This window comes from Lysinibacillus sp. GW821-FHT14F06, from assembly GCF_058803665.1.
In genome coordinates this window covers 113,520-129,135 of sequence record NZ_JBXAPF010000006.1, presented here as the reverse complement: position 1 = coordinate 129,135, position 15,616 = coordinate 113,520, and the positions used below count along the sequence as shown (strand labels likewise).

Genomic DNA, 15,616 nt, shown 5'->3' with positions numbered 1-15,616 from the left:
ATTACTACGTGCCTTTTACTAGTCACTTTTAGACATGGAATAGGATTAATTTACCAGAAGAGTTGACAAGGCGATGAGTTTTATCGGCAACACCTTTTTCTTCGATTTGCTGTTGACCGTTAATTTTTGCAGTCTCATCGTTTTCGAAAGACCATGTTTCATCAAACAATGTTTCCCCTGTTTTTTCAAAAGCTGTGAAACGATAATTCTCCATTCTACACCCCACCCTTACTTAAATATATATCTATTATACATAGAAGATTTATAAACTTCACGGTAAATCTAGCGGAAATTTTGATAAATTACGAAAATTGTGGAAAATTGAAGGCGATATTATTAGGGAATATATATTGAATAAATTTCTCATCTAATGAGAAGTATGATAAAATAGAACAAATATTCGGTTTGAGTTGATGCTATTTTATCTAAACTTCTTCGTAACTGAGAATGTAGATATGATATTACAAAGGTTCAAATTATTTATTACTTGAGGTGATTGGATGTCTGCAATTCGTTTTTTTCATATGGCGGATTTACATTTAGATAGTCCGTTTAAGGGCTTATTTGGTTTACCTGAACACCATTTTAAAAAAATTCGAACGAGTACTTTTGAGGCTTTTAATACAATTATTGATAAAGCTATCCAAGAGAAACCTGATTTTTTACTAATAGTTGGTGATATCTATGATGGTGAAAATCGTAGCTTACAGGCTCAGCGCCGATTCCAGGAGGCAATGGAAAAGCTCTTTCAGCATAATATCCCAGTTATTTTAAGTTATGGCAATCACGATCACTTAAACGGTTCTTGGACTCGCTTTGCCTTACCAAGTAACGTCTATGAATTGCCAGCGGAGACGAGTGTTGTTCAGCTAAATATACGAGGGCAGCAAGTGAATATCTATGGCTTTAGTTATAGTGAACGACATGTAAAGGAATCAAAGATAGAGAGTTATCCTATTGCCTCTGACCAACATGTACTTCATATTGGTATGCTCCATGGCAGTGAGTTTAGTGATACCACACATGCAGTTTACGCACCTTTCACAAAGGATCAACTGCTTGAAAAAAACTATCATTATTGGGCTTTAGGACATATTCATAAACGCCAGCTGCTACATCAAAATCCACCTATTGTGTATCCAGGTAATATTCAAAGTCGACATCGTAAGGAACAGGGAATCAAGGGTTTTTATGATGTCACTTTATCGCAAGCCTCTGTTGAACTGGATTTTGTACCAACATCTGCTGTTGTTTATAATACTGTGGAGGTAGATTGCAAAAATATTTTTCATGCAAATGAACTTTTAAAAAAATGTGAGGAAGCACTTTCTCTCAATCGACAATCCTATGGGGCGACCGTTGTGGAGCTTCACTTAAAAAACATTGATGAACAAGCCTCTTCTTTATTTGAACATGCTACTGTGGATGCATGGCTAGAAACTATACGGGAGGCAGAAGATGGAATGGAACCAATGTGTTGGGTACAGAAGCTAGTGCTGCATAATTCGTCTGCGCTGTACGAACATACTGCTGCAACTGAATCTGTGGTGAATTTAATGGAGCAATGGGACATTTCAGCCTGGAGGGATATATTAAAAGACCTATATCAACATGCAGGTGGAGCAAGATTTATCGACCCTTTAACAGAACAAGATATTAAAGCCTTAATGCACAATGCACAGGAATTATTAGCAGAAGAAATTCAAAGGACGTGAATGACATGCTGACAATACGAAAAATCCAAATTTATGGTTTTGGGAAGCATGACAATATCACAATCTCTTTATCTGATGATATTACTATTTTTTATGGCATGAATGAGGCAGGAAAAACAACGATTCAACAGTTTATTTTACAATTGCTCTTTGGTTTTCCTACAAAGCAGCAAACACAACGCAAATATGAACCGAAAACATCAACTAGATTTGGCGGCCAGCTTACAATTTGGCATCCAATATACGGACAATGTACCATAGAGCGTGTTAAAGGAAGGGCAGCTGGAGATGTCACGATTTATCTTGAAGATGGTACAGTTGGACAGGACGAGCTATTAGCAAAACTGCTTTATGGCTATTCTAGGGCTTCCTTTGAGTCAATTTTCTCCTTCTCTATACATGAGCTACAGGGCATTGAGAAAATGTCTGAGGAGGAGCTGACACATTTGTTGATTGCCTCTGGGACAACAGGCGTTCAACAATTGTCTACTATTGAAAGGAAAGTGGAAAAAGAGGCTGGTGATCTTTTTAAAAAGTCAGGCAAGATACCTATTATTAATCAAAAGTTAGAGCATTTAAAGCAGCTTGAGCGCACAATTAAACAGGAGCAGAGCAATATACAAAGCTTTGAGGACAAATTGCTGCAATTAAAGCAGCTTGACCAAAAACTTGAAGACTTGTATAAGCAGCAAAAATTACAGCAACAGAATTGGCAGCAGCTCAATATTCTTAAGCAGGCAATGCCCTTAATGAAACAGCAGAAGGCTCTGGAGCAAACATTAAAGATTTATGAGCATGTGCAGTTTCCACCAGAAGGAATAAGACGCTATGAGCAATTAAAGGATCGGCTAATGCACGAAACATTGCAATTGCAGCAGCAAAAAGAGCAGGCCCAAGAACTACAACGCAAACTGTCATTAACAATAGACGAGCAAGCTATTCATGAAATGTCTCGACTTTTGAATAAGGAAGCAACGTGGAATCAGTTAATTGTAAAAGAACAAAACTTAATGGATAATTTGTATTTATTAGAGCAAGAAATAGAAGCACAGTTTCGATTATTAGGTGTACAGGAAAATGAAGCACAGCTGAATCTCCTTGAGGAGACGGTCTCATTGCAACAAGAGGAGCAATTTCAACGACAACTAAGTTTGCTGGAAGAAGCGGAGGAAGAGTTAAAATTTCATTTACGTTCCCTAGAGCAAATACACATCGAACTAGATTCAATTGCCCAGCATAAGCAGCGTCTTCAACAAGAGGCATTAACAGCGGAAGAAGAACATATTTTAGCACAGTGGCCGCAACGTAAACGAAAGCTTGAGCAATACCGTCATGTAAGGTCACAGCGCTCAAAGCAGAAGCAATCCAGTGCTTTAATATGGATTTTATTAGCTATAAGTATATGTTCAATTATATATGGTGTTTTTGGAAAAAATATGGCTGTCATCGTTTTAGGAGCAGCTATCGTTTTATTCCTTATTTTATATTTGAAGTTTTCGAGGGATGAAAGTCAAGCATCGGGGCAGCCCAATCAGCAAATTCGCGAATTAGAGCAGGAGGAAAATATTGCTCAGGCGATTCTGCTGAAAAAACAAAGGCAAGAGGAGCGTTTGTTGCAGATCCATGAACAGCAGCAAGAAAAAGAACGTCAATATGTGCAGCTAGAATATAAAATACAACAGGCTGAAAGGGTGAGTGAGGAAGCAACTCAATCCTTACAACAATTTTTAGGGCGTTTTCATTTAGAGGGGAATATAGCGAGAACATTGTTACCAGAGCTTTTTATGCGAATACGGGGAGCCCAAGAGCTAGAGGCAAAAAGAAAGAGTACGAGTAACCTTTTACAAACGATACAGGTGGAAAAGCATGAGCTATATGAACAGCTACAACAAGTTCTGAAGGCGGAGTACAGTGAACAAGAAATTTTTATGCATTTGCGTACTACATTCCTTACTATACAGCAAGAGCAAAAAATGACTCAGCATACAAAAGAGCAATTGACTAACCTTACTATTAATATCCAAGGGATACAGTCTCATATAGAAAACGTTGAATCGCAAATTGCTCAATTATTTAGTGCTGCAAATGTTCAATTAGATAAGGAGTACTACGAGATACATGAACAATTTGAACAACAGCAGAAATTCAAAGCTGAACTTCTTACAATAAAAAGTCAACTTGCTTCATTGGATATACCGAACGATAAGTCAATGATGCATGACAGCCAGCTCAGTGAACGTTTAAATACTTTGGAAACGGAACAGGAAGCGAGTCAGTTAGCTATCGATCATTGCTTAGAGCAACGTGCTACACTACATGTCCAAAAGGAGCAACTACTAAATGACGAGAAGTATGGTCAATTGCTTCAGCACTTTGAGCAAGAGAAATCCATACTGCAACAGCTGATAGGGCAATGGGCAACAAAAAGGGCATTGTCTAATGCTATTCATGAAACATTATTTAGCTTAAGAGAAGAAAAACTACCCTATGTTTTAACAGAGGTTAATGCTATCTTTTGTTTATTAACAGGTGAACGTTATACAAAGCTATTCATTAATGATGCTGGCTATTTTGTTGCTCAGGATGCTGCTAGTGGCTTACATTATCATATGGCTGAACTATCACAGGCGACGAAGGAGCAAGCTTATATTTCACTACGTATGGCACTAGCAAAAACACTTTCAACTTCTGCACCATTTCCATTTATTATGGATGATCCTTTTGTCCATTTTGATCGAATCCGAACAGACAAAATGGTACAATTAATGAAAGAAGTAGGATATGAATGCCAAGTTTTATATTTTACTTGTCATGACACGATGCTCAAATATTGGCGCAAAGATCAAATTGTCGATATAAGCGCATTAGCAAATGAAAGGGGAGTGGCGTCAACATGAAAGGAATAACGACGCTCCAGGTTGGAGAAGCAGTTGATCAATTTTTATTAATTAAACAAGCGACAAAAGGGGTTACAACGGTTGGAAAGCCCTTTATGTCGTTGTTATTACAAGATAAAAGTGGAGATATTGAGGCAAAGCTGTGGGATACAAATGAAGATCATGAAAAAATGTATCATGCCGAGGCTATTGTGCGTGTCGGTGGTGAAATACATGACTATCGTGGAAAAAATCAATTACGAATAAAATCCATTCGCGTAGCTAAACCAGAGGAGGGAATTGCAATCCATGATTTAGTTCCTTCTTCTGCTACGCCTAAAGAACAATTATATGAAGAATTAACACAATATTTCTTTGAAATTAAAAATCCTCATATTTCAAGAATTACACGTGCAGCTATTAAAAAACATCAGGATGCTATTTTAGTATTTCCAGCAGCGACAAAAAATCATCATGATTATGCCTCAGGATTACTTGATCATATGGTATCCATGTTGAAACTTGGCAAAGCCATTGCTGATTTATATCCTACATTAAATCGTGACTTATTGTTTGCTGGCATTATTTTGCATGATATTGGTAAGGTAGTGGAGCTTTCTGGCCCTGTCGCAACAATGTATACAGTTGAAGGGAATTTACTAGGTCATATTACGATTATGGTAAATGAGATTGCTAAGATTGCTAGTGAACTAGAAATTGAGGGAGAAGAGGTTATGCTTTTGCAACATATGGTATTATCCCATCATGGCAAGGAGGAATGGGGAAGCCCTAAAAAGCCAATGCTTCAGGAAGCTGAAATTTTGCATTATATTGACAATATTGATGCAAAGATGAACATGCTAACACGAGCACTTGGTAAAACAACTCCTGGTGAATTTACAGAGAGATTATTCCCACTCGATAATCGATCGTTTTATAAGCCGACTATATAGTGAATGAAAAAGGGGTTACGCTGATACAAGCGTAACCCTTTTTCGTAGAGTAAGATAATCACTATTTAGATTCTTTTTCAGTATCTTCAGCTTTCTCTTCTTTGTCTTTAGCTGCTTCTTCAGCTGCCTTAGCTTCTTCCTCAGCCGCTTTAGCTTCTTCCTCACTTGTTATGCTCAAGGTCTTTAATGCTTCTTGTAAAGATTTATCAGATGTTTTAAAATCAGCCTCTTTCACTAATTTTGCGACAACATCTTTAGCAACTGTTTGAATTTCACCTGATTTTTTCAAGTTTTCAAGCATAGTTTCACTAATTTTCTTCTCTTCATCTTTAAAGGAGCCAATATCTTTTACATCACGCTTGTCCGTTACTTCGATAATATGGTAGCCAAATGCAGATTTTACAGGCTCACTAAGTGTATTTACTGGTAATGCATAAGCAGCATCACTAAATTCAGGAACCATTGAACCAACAGAGAACCAACCAAGTTCGCCCCCTTTTTGTGCAGAGCCTGTATCAGTTGAGAATTCTTTGGCTACATCCTCAAATTTAGCGCCACCCTTAATTTTTTCAATCACTTCTTTAGCTGTGTTTTCATCTGCTACTAAAATATGGCGAGCATTTAGCTCTGTTTTCATTTGTTCATAATATTTTTTTGTATCAAATGTATCCTTTACAGCTTTATCTTGAAGAAGTTCAATGCGTAAAGAATCTTTAAAGCCTTCTTTTGTAAAGCCATTTTTAGCAAGTGCTTCTTCAAAGCCATCACCGAATTGCGCTGCATAATTGTCATAAGCTTCTTTAAATTCTTTATCTGTTACTTTGTATTTTTCACTTAATACTTTTTCAGTCGCCATTTGTTGAAGTACAAAAGAACCTGCTAAAGTTTTCGCTTGTTCATTAAAGTCAGCTACTGAAATATCACCGACTTTTGATGTTGCAATTGTTTTACTGTCCCCTCCGCTACAAGCTCCAAGCGCTAAAACAGAGGCGGCTAATGTTAAAGATAATACGGTCTTTTTCATTGTGGATATTCTCTCCTAACATGGTTTTCGTCCATTTTTTACTATAACATAAACGTTTTAAAAACAAAATGGTTCCCCCCTTGAGTATAGCCTATATTTCCATTTTTGAAGCGCATAGGATATAGAAAAGAAAGGGGGTGAAGTTATGGGCAACGGAGGATATGGCGGCGGTGGCGGCTACGGCTCAGGCTTTGCTTTATTAGTTGTGCTATTTATTTTATTAATTATCGTTGGTGCAGCGTTCCTATACTAATTAATAAAATGTCGAAAAGCTAAGGGTATAATATCCTTAGCTTTTCTTAACAATGAAAGGCATTCGCGTCGCACGCTTGAGGTCACATTCAAAACAAGAATCCATCAGCAAGAGTTGATACACTTCCCTCGTTGCGTGCGAACGGGCGCGGATGCACTTTTTTAACTATACTGCATATAAAATTTCAATATAAAATGAGACAAGTAATATTGTAATGAGTATATTTATAGTTCGGAATATTTTTGGCTGATTTTCTTCGGGAATTTCACGTCGCATGCACAGTGCATATGTCATGCGGTTTATTTGAAATAAATAGAATACCGAGAATAGAACCACGATCATTAATAGCAAGTCTATTCCTCCCCTCTTTCAATAGTAATAGCATAACAAAAAACGTCAATAAAACACAAGTACAAGCATTTTAATGAATAGTAGGCGGTACTAAAATTTCATAGCCCTTTGGTGTTTCTTCAATTTGGGAGTCCCTAGGTGAATTCAATAAGTATTTTACATATAGGATATCAATTAAACATAAACTACAATGATAAGCTAATAGCAATGTGCCGTAATGTGTGTAGGCAGGTAATAAAAGTGTACCTATTAATATGGCTGTATTAAGCACGAAAAATGGTGTAAGTAATGCCATAATATAACGACTTTTTGATAATGGCTCACGTATGCGCATATGTAGAACAGGAATTACATAGAATTGCGAACGCACACGTAATGTTAAATGCTCCCGTAGATCATACAATGCTAGAAAGTGTAAGCATTTATGAATTGGATAAAGGGCAAATACTGCAATGACAAATAACCAAAATAAATGATCAGTATAGTGTTCATCATTAAATAAATTAAATGTTACATAAGATAGAGAAAAAACGGTTAAAAACACAAATACAGACATTATTATAATACGCGTTGTACCGTAGTGATGTTCAAGATTTAATATTTTCCAACAGTGCATGCTTTATCAACTCCATAATTGGAAGGGTCCTATTTAATGTAAATTGATTTATGTTAGAATGCAAGAAAAAGGAGGTATCTCAGAAACATTTTCTGAAATACCTCCTTTAACATGATGTTTTAACGTATCGTAAGGCGCATACCCCAGATTGCGATTTACGAACGTTTATCCTCAATTGATTGACTTATAATCAGTAGGAGAAGAAGCAATTCCTACAAATAAGTTTCACTTTATCCTTTTACAGTTGAACGTTCTTCTAGCTTGTCAAAGGAATCACGGAAGTGTTGAAAGGAGCGCTCAAAAATGTCAATGAAGTCCTCCCCATAAATATTGCGGATTACAGCCATAACATCTAAAAATTCTGGGAAGCGACCATATAAGTCTTTTAAAGCTAATGAACCTTCGAGGACAGAATGATACGTATTATGATAATTGCTATTCATTTCAACAATTAGTTCTGTGCCTGCTTCAGTTAGTTCAACATACGTATTACGTTTGTCGTCATCACGCTTTGAAAACTTCAGGAATCCACGTTCTTCTAATTTTTTTGAAAAGTTAAATGCTGTGGAAACATGCATCACGCCAAATTTTGCTACATCGGAAATCGAAGCGCCTTTTAGATGATACGAAATCCATAAAATATGATGCTCATTGATGTTTAAATCGTATGGTTTAATCCATTGTTGCCAATCTTTTTCAACCGCTTTCCATAAGGCTTTTGATAATTGCGCAATTCTTTGACTATAAAGCATCGCCTCTTTTTGTGTGTATAGTTCCTCTGACAAAGCCATCACCTACTGCTTTCTTTAACGTTTTAAAAATATTATAGCAATAAAGAAAAAAAGTTTAAAGTTAGAAAAATTAAATAATTGAAAAGTGGTTAAATAATAATATTTTATAACATTTTTTTAATAAAAAAATAGATTTATTTTTATTTAACAAGGACTTTAGTCGCTTATTTTTTCTTGCGATTTTTTCTTTTTTTCTGTGAATTGTGCAACGTTTTTCTCGATTTCGCTAATTGTATTCTGTAATGCCTCTATTTCTTGTTGTAAATTATTTTTTGTTGGTTCGATTTCGTTTGAAAATGTAGTAATTGTTTGTTTTAATTCATTTATTATTTGCGGTATATTATTTTTGACTTCATTTGTTAAGGAATTAACTGACTGTTTAACATTATTAACCTGATGTTTAACTTCGAAAAGTTTGACCTTTGAGATTTCAGCATTTTCTCGCAAATTAGTGCGCAATTGTCTACCTGATTGAGGAGTAGAGAAAAGTACAGCAATAGTCCCTCCCACAATGCCAGTAACTAGTCCAAATAAAAATGGTTTTGCTTTCATATCGAATACCTCATTTCTGTAATAATTATATTACCCTTATTAAACCACGAAATGCACATATACCAAAAGAAAAAAGAAGCTAAACGAGTAATTTTCCATCACGTTTTAGCTTCTTTTAGTAGTTGAAAGTACTTTTTCCTCAAAATAAGGGTTCGTACTACATATTAAATTTGAGAAATAGCTGTGTTGAATTTAGAACGCTTTAATAATTTTACAACAATTGGATAAATAATAACAAAAGCAATCACATTAAATGCTACAGCAGGTAAGACAACACCTACAAAAAGCATAGCAAATGTTGCACCAACATTGGCATTGAATACAGAAAGTGCTACCGTTAAGAATACCGTACCTGATAATATTGTTCCTACACCTACTAAGACAGCTGATACTGCAAAATTGTTTGCCAGTTTTTTTAGGGCGATTAAAATGGCTAAAAAGACGAAACCAGTAACAGCCTTATCGATAATATTTGGAACAAGACCGGCAGGAAATGTTGTAAATAGTCCTGATAGAACACCTGTTGCTAAAGAAAGTAAAAATGTTTCTTTAATAGTAGGGAACAGTAATATCCCGATAAACATCATTGTTAGCATGAAATCGGGCTTCATGCCATTTACCATACCTGGTGTGACTAAGTAAAGTGCTGCACCGACACCGACCAAAAGTGCCATTAAAACTAAATTCTTTGTATTCAATTCTAATCTCTCCTCAACTATGCTAATCTATTTGTCTCCCAACGTGTCCTCTTGACCGTTAGCGAAACTTATTTGTGATTGTACGATAAAAGTTTTTAAATTGCAAGGTACTATTCTGAAAATTAAAGTATATCCTTATTATTTAAAGATGTGCTTTTATACTTTCTGCAACTTCTGTTAATTGCTCTGGTGTATATTTTTGTGTTTGCCAAATTAAACCTAGACCTTCTTTTTCGTCATAACGCGGAATAAAATGTAAGTGGTAGTGGAAAACAGTTTGTCCAGCAGCGGCTCCATTGTTATTAATTGTATTTAAGCCAATAGGTTGAAACGCTGCTTTGATAGCATTTGCAATTTTAGGTGCCGCGGCATAAAGATTGCGTGCTACATCCTCTGGCATTTCAAATAAATCCTGACAGTGCTGCTTTGGAATTAATAAAGTATGCCCTTTAGCAACTGGTGAAATATCTGTGAATGCAAAGACATGGTCGTCTTCATAAATTTTTGTACTTGGGATGGATCCATCAATGATTTTACAAAATAGGCAATCGCTCATTCGTAATTTCCCCTTTCATTTATGTATGTAATTATATTCTATCATACTCATAACTGTATCATTTGCTAATTTTTGATAAAATATAAAACAAGAAGAGGAGTGAGGTCATGTCAGTATTAGAGGTACAGCATGTGACAGGTGGCTACACAAGAAAGCCTGTTATAAAAGATTTATCATTTACCATTGGAAAAGGGGAGCTTGTTGGCTTAATTGGCTTGAATGGTGCTGGTAAAAGTACAACGATTAAACATATTATTGGTACAATGCTTCCTAAAGAAGGGGATATTCGATTAAATGGTGTCACATTAAAGGAAAATACGGACAAGTATCGTACATCATTTTCTTATATACCTGAAACACCTGTATTATACGATGAGCTAACATTACGGGAACATTTAGCATTAACGGCAATGGCTTATGGTCTAGATGAGGAGACACTTGCAGCTCGGTCAGAATTATTATTGAAAGAATTTCGGATGGAGAAAAGACTGAATTGGTTCCCATCACATTTTTCTAAAGGAATGCGTCAAAAGGTAATGATTATGTGTGCCTTTTTAGTTAATCCAAGTCTTTACATTATTGATGAGCCCTTTGTGGGTCTCGATCCTCTTGGCATTCAATCATTGCTAGATCAAATGGATGAAAAGAAAAAAGAGGGCGCTTCTATATTAATGTCCACTCATATTTTATCAACGGCTGAGAAGCATTGTGATCGAATCATCTTATTGCATGAAGGACGTGTTCGAGCACAAGGAACGATGAATGATTTACGTCAGGCTTTTGCTATGCCACACGCGACATTAGATGAATTATATATTGCTATGACAAAGGAGCGGGACCATGAAGAACTTGCGTGATGTATGGTCTTCTCGCTTCATGCATTATATAGGAGAAGTACAAAAGTATATGCAATTTATTTTTACTGGGCATATCGCGATTGTACTCGTATTTCTTGTTGGAGCAGGAGGCTATCAATATAGTGAATGGCTAAAAATCGTGCAATTAGATTTTCCAGCAGAATTAGTAATTGCTGTAATCGTCGGGATTTTATTAGCTTTTAGTCGACCTACTTCGCTTCTGAGAGAGCCGGACCAGGTGTATTTATTACCTGTAGAATCGAAAATGTCACAGTACTTTAAAAAGGCGTTAGCATGGACATTTTGGTCTCAGGTTTGGATTGTTGCGATTGTTTATATTGTAAGTATCCCTTTACTTAAGGCCGTTACTGATTTAACAACAATTCAAATTTGGGCAGTATTTGTACTAATTATTGTATTGAAATTTCTTAGTGTCCAAGGTGAATTTAGCTATCGTTATAGTGAACGTGGCAAACTGATTTGGGTGGACAGACTAATTCGAGCAATCATATTTGGTGTGACTATTTACATGGCGCTCCAAACTCAACTGCTATTTGCAATCGCTGCAACTGTTATTGGTTGTATTTACATTCTTATATTCAGAACAAAATGTAAGGGGGAGCCGGTGCCATACGAGCATTTTGTGGAGCTAGAGCAAAATCGTATGATGAGCTTTTATCGGTTTGCAAATTATTTTGCGGATGTGCCCCATTTAAGAGGAATCATTCGTCGTAGAGCATGGCTTGACTGGTTGTATACATTTATTCCTTATAAGAAGGAGAACACACAAAAATATTTGGTGTTTCGCACTTTTGTACGTACAGACGATCATTTTTATTTATGGCTTCGTTTAACAGCTATTTCTGCTGTTATTGCAGCATTTGTTGATATTCCTATTGTGACCTGGATTGTTGTAGGAGCATTAAGCTTTGCGTCCACGATTCAGTTAAAGCAAGCCTTATTGGCAAGTGGAGAATTTCGTATGGATATGCTCTACCCATTGCCTGATCATTCGCGCAAAGTAGCCGTTCAACAAATTGTACGTGTAGCGATGGTCACTCAAGCCGTTATTGTTGGCATATGTAGTGTGATGCAGCCAATGTTCTATATAGGAATAGTAATTATTATTGTTGTCAGTGAAATAACGACGAAGGTTTCTAAACCTTAATAAAAAGTCCGTGTAGTTGTCTACATGGACTTTTTGAATGGTTAATAACTTAATATTTGTTAATTATTTGATTAATTGATAATCGAGGGCTGCTGTTAATAATACCTTTGCTGCCACTATCATACCTTTTTCGTCTATATCAAATTGAGGATGATGGTGAGGTGCTGGCGCAATAGGTGCAGCTCCTGTAAAGAAAAATGTGCCTGGTTTTTCCTCTAAGTAATATGAAAAATCCTCAGCCCCCATTGTTGTCTCCATTTCAAAAACCTCACAAATATCCTTGGCAATCTCACGAATAAATAATGTTTCGTTTTCATGATTAACAAGTGCAGGGTAGCCACGACGAAAATTAAGCTCAATCGAACAATCGTGGGTAATTTCCGTACCTTTAATAATACGCTTAAATTCACGCTCCATTGTTTCACGTATGTCTTTATCAAATGTACGAATAGTACCATTTAAATAAGCAGTATCGGCTATAATGTTGTCAGCATTTGAAGCGACAAAGGAGCCAACGGATAATACGGCTGGCTCTGTTGGCGCAACTCGACGTGCCACTATTTGCTGTAGGTTCATGATAAGCTGTGCCCCAATTACAATTGCATCTTTAGTTTGATCAGGGTGTGCACCATGTCCACCCTTGCCTTGGATTTTTAGGTCAAAGCTGTCCACAGCTGCCATCATTGGACCCACACGATAGCCGATTGTTCCTGTTGGATGATTTGATGATAAATGTGTACCAAAGATAGCATCAACGCCTTGTAAAACACCTGCTTGAACCATGCCAATGGCACCGCCTGGATCAACTTCCTCTGCATGCTGATGAATCAAAATATATTCACCTACTAAATCATCGCGCATCTCCCATAAAAGCTTGCCGATAATCAATAATGTTGCTGTATGACCATCATGCCCACAAGCATGCATAACTCCAGGCACAGTAGATTTATAGGGAACATCTTTTTCATCTTGGATAGGAAGTGCATCAAAGTCTGCACGTAAGGCAATAGTTTTGCCAGGTTTGCTTCCTTTAATTCGAGCAATGAGTCCGTAGCCACTGATATTCGCTTCAACTGGTACCCCAAGATTTTTATAAAATTGACTAATATAATTAGCGGTTTCGTGCTCCTGGAAGCTAAGCTCCGGATGCATATGTAGATGGCGGCGGATAGCCACCATTTCTTCAAAATGAGCATCGATTTTCTCAAGTAGATGTTGATCCATAGTCAAAACTCCTTTATCAGATTATTCTAGATAAAAACAGTGAGTCAAAAAGAATTTTATTCTTCGTTTTCTTCTTTTGTGGCAACGCTATAGGTTGTAATATAGGAAGCGGCTGAAAATATATTTTGCTGACGTACGCCTGCTGGTTCTTCACGTTCAGCATGTGCTGATGTAAATGCTTTTGAACTTTTCCATGCTTCAAAAGAATGTGGACCATTCCATTGCGTCATGACAATATAGGTTTCGCTATTTAATGGACGAAGTAGTCGGAATGCTAGAAAGCCTGGTTCATCCTCGATAGCATGTGCACGCTTTAAGAAGCGATGTTCAAAAACAGGTCGACCTTCATCTGTAACAGGAATGTTGTTAAAAACAAAAAATCCGCGTTCTTCTAAATCGTTTACTGAATCCAATACCTCAAACTTACGTGGTGTGGCAAATACAGATTTTCCTTCAGTTTCATGTATAAGCACAGAATTTCCTTCACCGTGTAATAGAATCATCTCCTGGTTTGAGTGCTTTTTTCTTACTTGCTCTAAAAAATCTCCTGTACCTGAAGTTAAATAAATATACATAAATTTGCCCTCCTTATCAATTTCGCCTTGGCTCAGTATAATAGCTTGATTATCTCCATTTAAGTGGAAGTCTATAGCTTTGTCAAAAAAGAAATCTTTTAGAAAGAACAATTTTATGACATTTCATGTGGAAAACTATACAATTACTAAGGAAGCGTTTACTATTGAAAACGGATATCAATAATAAAGGAATAAACTAAAGATTTATACGATATGAATTTTATTGAGGGGAAGGAACTATTCATGACAACATTTAATGATACACTTCTTCGTGCTGCACGAGGGGAAAGAACAGAACATACACCTGTATGGTATATGCGACAAGCAGGACGCTCTCAGCCAGAATATCGTGCGATTAAAGAAAAATATTCGTTAGAGGAAATCACACATCAACCTGAGCTTTGTGCGTATGTAACGCGTTTACCAGTAGAAAACTATAATGTTGATGCGGCCATTTTATACAAGGATATTGTAACACCTCTCCCTGGTATCGGTGTAGATGTGAAAATAAAAGCAGGAGTTGGTCCTGTTATTTCCAATCCTATTCGTTCTGTCGCTGATGTAGAAAAATTAGGTGAATTTAATGCTAAGGAACAGACTCCCTTTGTATTAGAAACAATAAAATTATTAACACAAGAGCAGTTGAATGTACCTCTAATTGGTTTTGCTGGAGCACCTTTCACACTAGCAAGCTATATGATTGAGGGCGGGCCTTCAAGAAACTATAATAAAACAAAATCATTTATGGTATCAGAACCTCAAGCATGGTTTGCATTAATGGATAAATTAGCTGATATGATTATTTCTTACGTAACAGCACAAATCGAAGCAGGAGCAAAGGCAATTCAAGTATTTGATTCTTGGGTAGGTGCTTTAAATGTTGAAGACTACCGTATCTTTATTAAACCTGTAATGACACGTATTTTTGCTGAGTTGAAAAAAGAAAATGTGCCACTTATTCAGTTCGGTGTTGGAGCAAGCCATTTGGCAAAAGAATGGAATGACTTACCGATTGACGTTGTTGGCTTAGATTGGCGTTTACCGATTAAAGAAGCACATGCAAATGGTATTACTAAACCAGTACAAGGTAACTTAGATCCATCTTTATTAATTGCAGATTGGTCGGTTATAGAAAAGCGTGCAAAAGATATTATCGATCAAGGCTTAGAGATGCCTGGACATATTTTTAATCTTGGGCATGGCGTATTCCCAGAGGTAGATCCAGAGGTATTGAAACGATTAACAGCTCTTATTCATGATTATAGTGCTCAACAAATCCAAGCACGCTTATAAAATAAAGAAGCTTTGACTAAATCTTGTCTGTGAATGCTACATTATGTACAACACAGCAAGGGAGCTGTCCAACCTAATGAATTGGACAGCTTCTTTTTGCCACATATTATTTAT

17 protein-coding genes are annotated in these 15,616 nt (G+C 36.5%); 7 read left to right on the top strand and 10 right to left on the bottom strand.

What is annotated here, in order from left to right; translation table 11 throughout:
- Positions 1-28 precede the first annotated feature (28 nt).
- Positions 29-214 (bottom strand): YhzD family protein, encoded by a 186-nt coding sequence (locus AC1RNS_RS07770; RefSeq protein WP_492991723.1) that lies wholly within the window; start codon positions 212-214, stop codon positions 29-31.
- Positions 215-500: 286 nt separating this feature from the next.
- Between AC1RNS_RS07770 and AC1RNS_RS07765 the strand changes: the two genes are divergently transcribed.
- Genes AC1RNS_RS07765 through yhaM form a run of 3 tightly spaced genes read left to right on the top strand, consistent with a single transcriptional unit; the run spans position 501 to position 5,544 of the window.
- The gene (locus AC1RNS_RS07765; RefSeq protein WP_492991722.1) at positions 501-1,715 is read left to right on the top strand and encodes a metallophosphoesterase family protein; all 1,215 of its coding nucleotides are present in this window, start codon (positions 501-503) and stop codon (positions 1,713-1,715) included.
- 5 nt (positions 1,716-1,720) lie between these two features.
- Positions 1,721-4,612, top strand: a complete 2,892-nt coding sequence (locus AC1RNS_RS07760) for an AAA family ATPase (protein ID WP_492991721.1) — start codon at positions 1,721-1,723, stop codon at positions 4,610-4,612.
- On the top strand, positions 4,609-5,544 hold the full coding sequence (gene yhaM / locus AC1RNS_RS07755) for a 3'-5' exoribonuclease YhaM (RefSeq protein ID WP_492991720.1): 936 nt from the start codon (positions 4,609-4,611) through the stop codon (positions 5,542-5,544). Before AC1RNS_RS07760 ends, yhaM begins: the two co-directional genes overlap by 4 nt.
- A gap of 61 nt (positions 5,545-5,605) precedes the next feature.
- On the opposite strand, the gene AC1RNS_RS07750 is transcribed toward yhaM, so the two are convergent.
- A complete protein-coding gene (locus AC1RNS_RS07750; RefSeq protein ID WP_492991719.1) occupies positions 5,606-6,568 on the bottom strand; it encodes a peptidylprolyl isomerase in 963 nt (320 codons plus the stop codon).
- A gap of 145 nt (positions 6,569-6,713) precedes the next feature.
- On the opposite strand from AC1RNS_RS07750, the gene AC1RNS_RS07745 reads away from it, so the two are divergent.
- The gene (locus AC1RNS_RS07745; protein WP_492991718.1) at positions 6,714-6,821 is read left to right on the top strand and encodes a YjcZ family sporulation protein; all 108 of its coding nucleotides are present in this window, start codon (positions 6,714-6,716) and stop codon (positions 6,819-6,821) included.
- Between the two features lie 165 nt (positions 6,822-6,986).
- On the opposite strand, the gene AC1RNS_RS07740 is transcribed toward AC1RNS_RS07745, so the two are convergent.
- The 6 genes from AC1RNS_RS07740 to AC1RNS_RS07715 all read right to left on the bottom strand — a co-directional run bounded on the left by AC1RNS_RS07740 (position 6,987) and on the right by AC1RNS_RS07715 (position 10,385).
- Positions 6,987-7,172: a hypothetical protein gene (locus tag AC1RNS_RS07740; protein ID WP_008173337.1), complete on the bottom strand. Its 186-nt coding sequence runs from the start codon at positions 7,170-7,172 to the stop codon at positions 6,987-6,989.
- 70 nt (positions 7,173-7,242) lie between these two features.
- Positions 7,243-7,788, bottom strand: a complete 546-nt coding sequence (locus AC1RNS_RS07735) for a DUF3267 domain-containing protein (RefSeq protein WP_492991717.1) — start codon at positions 7,786-7,788, stop codon at positions 7,243-7,245.
- A 230-nt stretch (positions 7,789-8,018) separates the two neighbouring features.
- Positions 8,019-8,579, bottom strand: coding sequence for an HTH-type transcriptional regulator Hpr (locus tag AC1RNS_RS07730; protein WP_492991716.1), 561 nt, complete (start codon positions 8,577-8,579; stop codon positions 8,019-8,021).
- A 156-nt stretch (positions 8,580-8,735) separates the two neighbouring features.
- Positions 8,736-9,131, bottom strand: coding sequence for a YtxH domain-containing protein (locus AC1RNS_RS07725; RefSeq protein WP_492991715.1), 396 nt, complete (start codon positions 9,129-9,131; stop codon positions 8,736-8,738).
- A 164-nt stretch (positions 9,132-9,295) separates the two neighbouring features.
- On the bottom strand, positions 9,296-9,829 hold the full coding sequence (locus tag AC1RNS_RS07720; RefSeq protein ID WP_492991714.1) for a tryptophan transporter: 534 nt from the start codon (positions 9,827-9,829) through the stop codon (positions 9,296-9,298).
- A 142-nt stretch (positions 9,830-9,971) separates the two neighbouring features.
- Positions 9,972-10,385 (bottom strand): HIT family protein, encoded by a 414-nt coding sequence (locus AC1RNS_RS07715; RefSeq protein WP_492991713.1) that lies wholly within the window; start codon positions 10,383-10,385, stop codon positions 9,972-9,974.
- Positions 10,386-10,492: 107 nt separating this feature from the next.
- On the opposite strand from AC1RNS_RS07715, the gene AC1RNS_RS07710 reads away from it, so the two are divergent.
- Both AC1RNS_RS07710 and AC1RNS_RS07705 read left to right on the top strand, forming a co-directional pair.
- A complete protein-coding gene (locus AC1RNS_RS07710) occupies positions 10,493-11,242 on the top strand; it encodes an ABC transporter ATP-binding protein (protein WP_492991712.1) in 750 nt (249 codons plus the stop codon).
- Positions 11,226-12,410 (top strand): ABC transporter permease, encoded by a 1,185-nt coding sequence (locus AC1RNS_RS07705; RefSeq protein WP_492991711.1) that lies wholly within the window; start codon positions 11,226-11,228, stop codon positions 12,408-12,410. Before AC1RNS_RS07710 ends, AC1RNS_RS07705 begins: the two co-directional genes overlap by 17 nt.
- Before the next feature lie 63 nt (positions 12,411-12,473).
- Here the strand turns inward: AC1RNS_RS07705 and AC1RNS_RS07700 are convergent, their stop codons facing one another.
- The gene (locus tag AC1RNS_RS07700) at positions 12,474-13,634 is read right to left on the bottom strand and encodes an amidohydrolase (protein WP_492991710.1); all 1,161 of its coding nucleotides are present in this window, start codon (positions 13,632-13,634) and stop codon (positions 12,474-12,476) included.
- Between the two features lie 56 nt (positions 13,635-13,690).
- A complete protein-coding gene (locus AC1RNS_RS07695; RefSeq protein WP_492991709.1) occupies positions 13,691-14,209 on the bottom strand; it encodes an antibiotic biosynthesis monooxygenase family protein in 519 nt (172 codons plus the stop codon).
- A gap of 243 nt (positions 14,210-14,452) precedes the next feature.
- Between AC1RNS_RS07695 and hemE the strand changes: the two genes are divergently transcribed.
- A complete protein-coding gene (gene hemE, locus AC1RNS_RS07690) occupies positions 14,453-15,502 on the top strand; it encodes a uroporphyrinogen decarboxylase (RefSeq protein WP_492991708.1) in 1,050 nt (349 codons plus the stop codon).
- The last annotated feature ends 114 nt before the right edge of the window (positions 15,503-15,616 follow it).

What these genes read in the sequence shown, in the direction of transcription:
- yhaM (WP_492991720.1), top strand. Translation starts at nt 4,609, where the DNA reads ATGAAAGGAATAACGACGCTCCAGGTTGGAGAAGCAGTTGATCAATTT.
- AC1RNS_RS07725 (WP_492991715.1), bottom strand. Translation starts at nt 9,131, where the DNA reads ATGAAAGCAAAACCATTTTTATTTGGACTAGTTACTGGCATTGTGGGA.
- AC1RNS_RS07735 (WP_492991717.1), bottom strand. Translation starts at nt 7,788, where the DNA reads ATGCACTGTTGGAAAATATTAAATCTTGAACATCACTACGGTACAACG.
- AC1RNS_RS07770 (WP_492991723.1), bottom strand. Translation starts at nt 214, where the DNA reads ATGGAGAATTATCGTTTCACAGCTTTTGAAAAAACAGGGGAAACATTG.
- hemE (WP_492991708.1), top strand. Translation starts at nt 14,453, where the DNA reads ATGACAACATTTAATGATACACTTCTTCGTGCTGCACGAGGGGAAAGA.
- AC1RNS_RS07700 (WP_492991710.1), bottom strand. Translation starts at nt 13,634, where the DNA reads ATGGATCAACATCTACTTGAGAAAATCGATGCTCATTTTGAAGAAATG.
- AC1RNS_RS07760 (WP_492991721.1), top strand. Translation starts at nt 1,721, where the DNA reads ATGCTGACAATACGAAAAATCCAAATTTATGGTTTTGGGAAGCATGAC.
- AC1RNS_RS07730 (WP_492991716.1), bottom strand. Translation starts at nt 8,579, where the DNA reads ATGGCTTTGTCAGAGGAACTATACACACAAAAAGAGGCGATGCTTTAT.
- AC1RNS_RS07750 (WP_492991719.1), bottom strand. Translation starts at nt 6,568, where the DNA reads ATGAAAAAGACCGTATTATCTTTAACATTAGCCGCCTCTGTTTTAGCG.
- AC1RNS_RS07765 (WP_492991722.1), top strand. Translation starts at nt 501, where the DNA reads ATGTCTGCAATTCGTTTTTTTCATATGGCGGATTTACATTTAGATAGT.
- AC1RNS_RS07745 (WP_492991718.1), top strand. Translation starts at nt 6,714, where the DNA reads ATGGGCAACGGAGGATATGGCGGCGGTGGCGGCTACGGCTCAGGCTTT.
- AC1RNS_RS07715 (WP_492991713.1), bottom strand. Translation starts at nt 10,385, where the DNA reads ATGAGCGATTGCCTATTTTGTAAAATCATTGATGGATCCATCCCAAGT.
- AC1RNS_RS07695 (WP_492991709.1), bottom strand. Translation starts at nt 14,209, where the DNA reads ATGTATATTTATTTAACTTCAGGTACAGGAGATTTTTTAGAGCAAGTA.
- AC1RNS_RS07705 (WP_492991711.1), top strand. Translation starts at nt 11,226, where the DNA reads ATGAAGAACTTGCGTGATGTATGGTCTTCTCGCTTCATGCATTATATA.
- AC1RNS_RS07710 (WP_492991712.1), top strand. Translation starts at nt 10,493, where the DNA reads ATGTCAGTATTAGAGGTACAGCATGTGACAGGTGGCTACACAAGAAAG.